The organism is Bacillus sp. JJ1474 (assembly GCF_036965225.1).
GTDB lineage: Bacteria > Bacillota > Bacilli > Bacillales > Cytobacillaceae > Cytobacillus.
Map to the genome: position 1 here is coordinate 1 of NZ_JBALPC010000241.1, position 8,865 is coordinate 8,865.

General features: G+C 39.6%; 7 protein-coding genes and 1 riboswitch. Of the genes, 5 read left to right on the top strand and 2 right to left on the bottom strand.

Annotated elements, in window-relative coordinates:
- The first annotated feature begins 151 nt into the window (after window positions 1–151).
- A riboswitch (SAM riboswitch) is annotated at window positions 152–273 on the top strand.
- A gap of 80 nt (window positions 274–353) precedes the next feature.
- From V7164_RS23300 to metH, 4 genes are read left to right on the top strand one after another with little or no spacing between them, the layout of a single operon-like run.
- The gene (locus V7164_RS23300) at window positions 354–1,466 is read left to right on the top strand and encodes a methionine biosynthesis PLP-dependent protein (protein ID WP_335355377.1); all 1,113 of its coding nucleotides are present in this window, start codon (window positions 354–356) and stop codon (window positions 1,464–1,466) included.
- Window positions 1,463–2,641, top strand: a complete 1,179-nt coding sequence (gene metC / locus V7164_RS23305; protein ID WP_335355378.1) for a cystathionine beta-lyase — start codon at window positions 1,463–1,465, stop codon at window positions 2,639–2,641. Before V7164_RS23300 ends, metC begins: the two co-directional genes overlap by 4 nt.
- 17 nt (window positions 2,642–2,658) lie before the next feature.
- Window positions 2,659–4,524, top strand: coding sequence for a bifunctional homocysteine S-methyltransferase/methylenetetrahydrofolate reductase (locus V7164_RS23310; protein WP_335355379.1), 1,866 nt, complete (start codon window positions 2,659–2,661; stop codon window positions 4,522–4,524).
- A complete protein-coding gene (gene metH / locus V7164_RS23315) occupies window positions 4,502–7,954 on the top strand; it encodes a methionine synthase (protein WP_335355380.1) in 3,453 nt (1,150 codons plus the stop codon). The genes V7164_RS23310 and metH overlap by 23 nt, the downstream gene beginning before the upstream one ends.
- Window positions 7,955–8,031: 77 nt before the next feature.
- Here the strand turns inward: metH and V7164_RS23320 are convergent, their stop codons facing one another.
- Complete coding sequence (locus V7164_RS23320) at window positions 8,032–8,355, bottom strand: YqzG/YhdC family protein (RefSeq protein WP_335347737.1); 324 nt, start codon at window positions 8,353–8,355, stop codon at window positions 8,032–8,034.
- Window positions 8,352–8,498, bottom strand: a complete 147-nt coding sequence (locus tag V7164_RS23325; RefSeq protein WP_335347736.1) for a hypothetical protein — start codon at window positions 8,496–8,498, stop codon at window positions 8,352–8,354. The genes V7164_RS23320 and V7164_RS23325 overlap by 4 nt, the downstream gene beginning before the upstream one ends.
- 135 nt (window positions 8,499–8,633) lie before the next feature.
- On the opposite strand from V7164_RS23325, the gene V7164_RS23330 reads away from it, so the two are divergent.
- Window positions 8,634–8,792 (top strand): hypothetical protein, encoded by a 159-nt coding sequence (locus V7164_RS23330; RefSeq protein ID WP_335347735.1) that lies wholly within the window; start codon window positions 8,634–8,636, stop codon window positions 8,790–8,792.
- Window positions 8,793–8,865: the final 73 nt, after the last annotated feature.

Here is an 8,865-nt window from a genome sequence, read left to right on the forward strand (position 1 = left end):
GATATAGGCTAATTGCTTGATTTAATAGGAAAGAAAGCGGTTTCAATGATACTGGTCTTTCTTGCATGTGACTCAAATCATAAATTATTTATGAAAGAGGATTGACTTTTCTGAAAGTTAGAGTGTAAACTTAATGAAAATTAAAAATGATTTCTTATCAAGAGAGGTCGAGGGTAAGGCCCGAAGACGCCTCAGCAACCATCAATCGCTAATTAGATTGAAAAGGTGCTAATTCCTGCAAGTTTTTTGTTATAAAAACTTGAAAGATAAGAAGAGTGACTATGTAAACAATGAAAAGTCTTCTTCTTAAGAAGGCTTTTTTTATTGTTTTAAGACAAAAAGGAGTGCTGACAATGTATAAAACTGACACAATTCTTGCTCAAATTGGTAATCGCAGTGAAGCAGTCACTGGAACTGTAACCCCCCCTGTTTATTTTTCTACAGCCTATCGACACGAAGGGATTGGACAGTCTACTGGTTTTGATTATATCCGAACAGGAAATCCAACAAGATCCATATTGGAAAAGGCAATTGCCGAGCTTGAAGAAGGAGATCAAGGCTATGCGTGCAGTTCAGGAATGGCTGCGATTCTTACGGTCCTCTCCATTTTCCAATCAGGCGATGAATTAATAGTTTCTAAGGATCTATATGGCGGTACATACCGTTTATTCGAACAAGGATATAAGAAATGGGGATTGAATTGTAAATATATTAAGGACTTTTCAGATGAGAGTCTGGAACAGGAAATCACAGCAAAGACAAAGGCAATTTTCATAGAAACGCCTACAAACCCATTAATGGAGCAAACAGATATTAAAGAAGTTGCTGAATTCGCTAAAAAGCATCAGCTTTTGCTAATTGTCGATAACACTTTTTATACCCCTGTTTTGCAGCAGCCAATTAAGCTTGGTGCAGACATTGTGATCCATAGTGCAACGAAGTATTTAGGCGGACATAATGATGTTCTAGCCGGATTAATTGTTGCAAATGGAAAAGAGTTATGCGAATCATTAGCTATGTACCACAATGCAGCAGGCGGAGTATTAAGCCCATTTGATTCATGGCTTCTTATTCGCGGAATGAAAACTCTTTCACTTCGGATGGAACGACATGAAAAGAATGCTCAAAAACTAGTTCATTACTTATCTGATCATGAAGCAGTAACGGATGTCCTTTACCCTGGCCGCGGAGGAATGATTTCATTTCGGATTAAGGACGAATCCTATGTGAATCCGTTTTTACAAAGTCTTTCCCTCATTTCATTTGCGGAAAGCCTTGGGGGTGCAGAGAGCTTTATCACCTACCCTGCTACCCAAACTCATGCGGATATTCCTGAACATATTCGAATTGAAACCGGAGTTTGTAATCGATTATTGCGTTTTTCCGTGGGCATCGAAAATACTGATGATATCATTCAAGATTTAGAATTGGCTTTCGCTAAGGTTTTGGAGGGGGTAACACTATGAGTAATGAACTTAACTATAATTTTGAAACGAAGCTTTTGCATAATCATCATAAGTATGATCCAATAACTGGTGCTGTAAGTGTACCGATAAACCATGCTTCCACCTTTCATCAATCAGACTTTGATACATTTGGAAAATATGATTACGGCAGAAGTCTGAACCCGACACGTGAAGCTCTTGAAACAGTTATCGCTGAGCTAGAGGAAGGAACGCATGGTTTTGCATTCGCATCCGGAATGGCAGCAATTTCAACCGCTTTTCTTCTGTTATCAAAAGATGATCACGTTTTAATAACGGAGGATGTTTATGGTGGCACCTATCGTTTTGTCACCCAAGTACTAACCCGTTTTGGAATTGCTCATTCGTTTGTTGATATGACGGACCTCGATGCAGTTCAAAAAGCTATTTTACCTAATACAAAGGTGTTTTACGTGGAAACCCCCTCTAATCCGCTCTTAAAAGTGACCGATATAAAAGCAATTGCTGACTTGGCAAAAAAAAATGGGGCTTTAACATTTGTTGATAATACATTTTTAACACCCGCCTTACAAAAACCGCTTTCTTTAGGTGCGGATGTCGTTTTACATAGTGCAACGAAATTTTTATCAGGACATAGTGATGTCGTTGCGGGCCTTGCTGTAGTGAAAGATGCTGAGCTCGCTAAAAAACTAGGATTCTTACAAAATTCTTTTGGTGCTATCTTGGGTGTTCAAGATGCTTGGCTTGTTTTAAGAGGGATTAAAACTCTGCATGTCAGATTAGAACAATCAATGAATTCAGCACGAAAAATTGCTTCATTTATAAAAGAGCATCCTGCTATTAAAGAAGTATATTACCCAGGATTTAAAGAACATCAACAATATCAAATCCAAGCAAATCAAGCAAATGGGCCAGGAGCTGTTCTGTCATTTGAGCTTGAAAATGAACAGGCAGTTAGAGAGTTTGTTTCTAAGGTTAAAATCCCTGTTTTCGCAGTTAGTTTAGGAGCTGTAGAGTCAATTCTCTCCTACCCGGCTAAAATGTCTCATGCTGCCATGCCTGAGGCTGAACGTGAATATAGAGGAATTAAAAGCGGTTTGCTAAGACTTTCAGTTGGATTAGAAAATCCAGATGATCTTATAAAAGATATCACTTTAGCTTTAGCTGAATCTGGAACACTCGTAGAAATCGATTAGCACTAAGGAGGATGACAATGAGCTTCCTAGAGAAATTGAAAAATGAGATCGTGATTGCTGATGGTGCGATGGGAACTCTTCTTTATTCGTATGGGGCGGATAGCTGCTTTGAGAATTTAAATCTCACCCATGCTGAACAGATCCAGCAGATCCATGAGGCGTATATCCATGCTGGAGCAGATTTGATTCAAACCAATTCATATGCAGCCAATTATTTGAAGCTACAAAGGTACGGGCTTGAGGATAGTGTAAAAGAACTTAATACCTTTGCAGTTAGAAATGCGCGAAAAGCAGCGAAAAAGGAGACTTATGTAGCTGGAACGATTGGCGGAATTAGAGGAATTAAGCCCAATATGGTCGCTCTTGAGGAAATAAAAAGAAGTTTTAGAGAGCAGCTCTATTGCCTTCTGCTTGAAGGTGTAGATAGTATATTACTAGAAACTTATTATGACCTTGAAGAACTTGAAAATGTGCTGGCCATTGCTCGTAAAGAAACAGATTTACCGATCATTGCCCAGGTTTCACTTCATGAGGCTGCTATTTTGCAGGACCAAACTCCTGTTTCTGAAGCACTTTCAAGATTAGAATATTTAGGTGCTGATGTCGTAGGATTGAATTGCCGGCTTGGTCCCTACCATATGCTTCTGACATTGGAAAATGTTCCGTTGCCGAAGCATGCATTTCTATCTGCCTATCCAAATGCCAGCATACCGGCCTACACAGATGGAAAATTTCATTATGAAGGAGATTCGGAATACTTTAGACAATCGGCACGTAATTTTCGAAATCAAGGTATTAGACTATTAGGAGGCTGCTGCGGGACGACTCCTGATCATATTCGGGCATTTGCTTCAGAACTAAAAGGAATGCCGCCTATTAAAGAAAAAACCATTAAAAAACGCAGTGAAATAAAAATAACTAACCCTCCTGCTGCCATTCGGGAAAATCCGCCTTTACATGATATTGTCAAGGAGAGATCTTCTATTATCGTGGAGCTTGACCCGCCTAAGAAATTAAATACGAATAAATTTTTCGAGGGTGCAAAAGCCTTGAAAGATGTTGGCATTGATGCCATTACGTTAGCGGATAATTCATTGGCTTCTCCAAGAGTATGTAATTCTGCTCTCGGCTATCGTGTTAAAAAGGAAATTGGAGTAAGGCCATTGGTGCATATTACATGCAGAGACCGAAATATCATCGGCCTTCAGTCTCATTTAATGGGGCTTCATACCCTTGGTTTACATGATGTATTAGCTGTAACAGGTGATCCGGCAAGAGTTGGAGACTTTCCTGGTGCATCTTCCGTTTATGATTTGTCATCATTTGAATTAATCCAGATGATTAAGCAGTTGAATGAAGGCTTATCGATTTTAGGAAAGGATTTAGGTGAAAAAGCTGCCTTTTCCATTGGTGCCGCCTTTAATCCTAATGTCAGAGCAGTCGATAAGGCGGTTCAGCGACTGGAGAAGAAAATTGAATTTGGTGCTGATTATTTTATTAGCCAGCCTGTCTTTTCAGAGGAAAAATTGATCGAGGTCCATCAAGCAGTAAAGCATTTAAAAAACCCGATATATATAGGCCTAATGCCATTAATCAGCCATAAAAACGCAGAATTCCTTCATAATGAAGTTCCGGGAATCAAAATATCAGATTCCATTCGGAAAATTATGGCTGATTGTAAGGATGATCCAGTTCATGCAGCGCGTGAAGGGGTTGCCATAACTAAATCTCTCATTGATGCAGCCGCAGAATTATTTAACGGAATCTATTTAATTACTCCGTTTATGCGATATGAGTTAACTGTTGAATTATCAGCATATGCCCATGAAGCAAGTGCCAAGATTGCAAGGAGGAAACAACATGCAGAAGTCACTATTAATTGAACAGCTAAAGAGTAAAATTCTCATTATGGATGGCGCTATGGGAACAATGCTACAGAATGCCAATTTAACTCCCGATGATTTCGGAGGCGAGGAATATGATGGCTGTAATGAAAATTTAAATATTACTGCCCCTTCTGTCATTAAAAAAATCCATCTGGAGTATTTAAAAGCAGGAGCAGATATTGTTGAAACAAACACATTCGGTGCAACAAGTATTGTCCTAGATGAATACGATTTAGGTCATAAAGCCTACGAAATTAATAAAAAAGCTGCCCTTCTTGCACGTAAAGCTGTCGATCAGATTTCAACCTCCCAATGGCCGCGATTTGTCGCAGGTGCTATGGGCCCTACAACTAAGACACTTAGTGTAACTGGCGGAACTACTTTTGAAGCGTTGACACAATCATACGAAGAACAGGCAATCGGATTAATTGACGGTCAAGTGGATCTTCTTCTCCTTGAAACGAGTCAGGATATGCTGAATGTAAAAGCTGGTTTTATCGGCATTCAAAATGCATTTGAGAAAACAGGCAAGAAGCTTCCCCTTATTATCTCGGGAACGATTGAACCAATGGGTACCACTTTGGCCGGCCAGTCAATTGAAGCTTTCTATATTTCATTAGAACACATGAAACCGTTAGCGGTTGGCCTTAACTGTGCCACTGGTCCTGAGTTTATGCAGGACCATATCCGCTCCCTATCAGGTCTTGCTTCATCAGCAGTTAGCTGTTATCCAAACGCTGGGCTGCCTGATGAAGAAGGACAATATCATGAAACACCTGAATCACTTGCTTTGAAATTAGGCGGATTTGCGTCTGAAGGCTGGCTGAATATTGTTGGCGGCTGCTGTGGAACAACTCCGGCCCATATTAAAGCAATTGCAGATGAAATGGCGAAATATCAGCCCCGAGGCTATGAAAAAAGCACAACCCATAAAGTATCCGGAATCGAACCTTTTATCTATGATGATCCTACCCTTCGACCTATTATGGTTGGCGAAAGGACGAATGTTATTGGGTCACGAAAGTTTAAGCGATTAATTAAGGAAGGAAAATTTGAAGAGGCTGCTGAGGTTGCCAGAGCACAAATTAAGGGCGGAGCTCACGTCATCGATGTTTGTCTTGCTGATCCAGACCGTGAAGAAATTGAAGATATGAAAAACTTCATGAAAGAATTGGTCAAGAAAGTTAAAGCTCCTCTAGTGATTGATTCAACTGATGACCTTGTTATAGAGAAGGCCCTTACCTACTCACAAGGGAAAGGCATAATAAATTCAATCAATCTTGAGGATGGCGAGGATAGATTTGCCGCAATCGCTCCGCTTGTTCATAAATATGGTTCCGCTGTAGTTGTTGGGACGATCGATGAAAAAGGCATGGGGGTTACAGCTGATAAGAAGCTGGAAATTGCCAAGCGTTCCTATGATTTACTAGTAGGCAAATATGGCATCCAGCCAGAGGATATCATTTTTGACCCTCTTGTCTTCCCTGTCGGTACAGGTGATGCACAATATATTGGAAGTGCAAAAGCAACTGTTGAGGGAATTCGATTAATTAAAGAAGCAATGCCAGAGGTCCAAACAATTCTTGGAATTAGTAACGTATCCTTTGGTCTCCCTCCTGTCGGCAGAGAAATATTGAATTCTGTATTTCTTTATCATTGCACACAGGCGGGACTCGACTATGCAATCGTTAATACAGAAAAGCTTGAGAGATTTGCCTCCATCCCTAAAGAGGAAGTTCAGTTAGCTGAGAAATTATTATTTGAAACAACTGATGAAACACTTGCTGCTTTTACAGAGTTTTACCGTGATAAGAAAAAAGAACAAAAAAGCATGATGCCTGATATGACATTAGAAGAACGTCTAGCCTATTATGTCGTGGAAGGAACAAAGGAAGGTCTTATTCCTGATCTAGAAGAAGCTCTTCGCACCTACCCTGCCCCACTTGAAATTATTAATGGGCCATTAATGGATGGGATGAAGGAAGTTGGCCGTCTATTTAATGATAACCAGCTTATCGTAGCGGAAGTTCTGCAAAGTGCGGAGGTCATGAAGGCATCTGTTTCTTTCCTTGAACCTCATATGGAAAAGGATGATACAAGTGCGAATAAAGGAAAAATAGTTTTAGCAACGGTTAAGGGAGATGTCCATGATATCGGAAAGAACTTAGTCGATATCATCCTAAGTAATAATGGATTTGAAGTCGTAGATCTTGGGATTAAGGTCCCTCCTTCCGAGCTTGTAGAAACAATCAAGAAGGAAAAGCCAGATATGGTTGGCTTATCAGGATTGCTTGTGAAATCTGCACAGCAGATGGTCCTTACTGCTCATGATTTAAAGCAGGCTGGCATTGATATTCCAATACTTGTTGGCGGGGCAGCTCTGTCCCGCAAATTCACAGATACGAAAATCGCGAAGGAATATGATGGCCTTGTTCTATATGCGAAGGATGCGATGAATGGCCTTTCCATCGCCAACCAGCTGCAAGATCCAGTTGAATTTGAAAAATTAAAAAGCGAACAAGCAGAAAAGCAAGAAGCAGCTCAAAACGCTGTTCCGTTTGACAGAAGTTCAATTGCTGTCGCTACAGCTGTGAAAGTAAGGCCAGCATTAAATACAAACGCACCTGTTTTTACACCACAGGATTTAAAAAGAAAAATATTAAATTCCATTACGATTTCACATATCGAGCCTTATATAAATAAGCAAATGTTAATTGGACATCATCTGGGCTTAAAGGGTAAATTAGAAAAACTTTTAGCAGAAAGTGATGAAAAGGCTGTAAAAATGAACGAAATGGTGAACGGATTAATTGATGATTCAAAAACAAATGGGTGGATTACGCCAGCTGCTGTCTATCAATTTTTCCCTGCACAATCAGATGGAGATAAGGTTCTCATTTACAATGAGGAACAAACTGAAATTATTGAAACCTTTGAATTCCCAAGACAAGAGGTTGAACCTTATTTATGCTTAGCTGACTTCTTAAAATCTAAAGAGAGCGGACAGATGGATTATGTCGCCTTCTTTACAGTTACGGCGGGCAGAGGGATTAGGCAAGTGGCCGATCAATTAAAGGAGCAAGGAAGGTTCCTTGAATGTCATGCCCTGCAATCACTCGCATTAGAATCAGCTGAAGGGTTCGCAGAACTTGTTCACAGACAAATTCGAGACCGCTGGGGTTTTCCTGACCCAGTTGATATGACAATGAAGGATCGCTTTGCCGCTAAATACCAAGGGCAAAGGTTCTCATTTGGATACCCAGCTTGTCCTAATTTAGAAGATCAGCAAAAGCTTTTCAAATTAATCAGCCCAGAGGACATTGGAGTAAATCTGACAGAAGGCTGTATGATGGAGCCCGAAGCATCAGTATCAGCCATTGTTTTTGCTCATCCAGAGGCTAGGTATTTTAATGTTGCAAAGGCATAACCCTTTTTCATAACTAAAAGCCAAAAACGTTGAAACTTTATTCAAACGTTTTTGGCTTTTTTATTACCTCTTCTCCATTATGTTGTTGATTTTTTTACACTTACATGAATAACCCTCTCGTTTTTTGGATCAAATTCAATATGAATAAACAATCCGAATTCCTTGCCGCCTTCTCGCAGCCAAAGCTTAAATTTTTCTATAGATGAATGATCCTTGTTCTCCCTGCCGATATGCAAATAATCGACAATATCTGCTTTTGGATATTTTTTCTTTGCTGTTTTTACGGCTAATTGTCCCCACTTTGCGTACGGTGGTGCATCTGGCTGAGCATAGAAGACCTGGCTTGAACATAGCATCAGAATCGTAACAATGAAGAACATTCTTCTCAACTCAATAGTCATAATGGTTCTTTCCTTTTATCTTCAATTGCTTCTCGGATCCGTTCTTCCTCCTCCTGAACGGAAATATAGGCGCTTTGTACGGCGAAATAATGATGTAGCAGATCTTTTTCATCCTGGCATTCCATACCTTCATCCTTTAACATTTCGCTTCCCTCCTTTTTGTAATGCTTTTCTATAGAATTTGACATTAAGGTCTTGCTTATTCAAGACACTGATGAACAAGACATACTTGAATATTATTTTCTTTTCATTGCAAGCTATTATTAGGAGGTGTTGGAATGAATCACGAAAAAGAGGTTCCAGATTTTACGGAAATGGATCATCAATTGAATGAAGCTGCATATACAACAGAAACGATTGTTACGAATTCAAATTTGGATTTAAACATTTCAACAGAAGAACAGAATACAGTAGAAGTAGTAAGCAATCATTTATAGAATAAAAAAGCATTGCCGTTTTATTTGGCAATGCTTTCGTGATTTAAATCACAATTACTCTTTTGTTTTATGA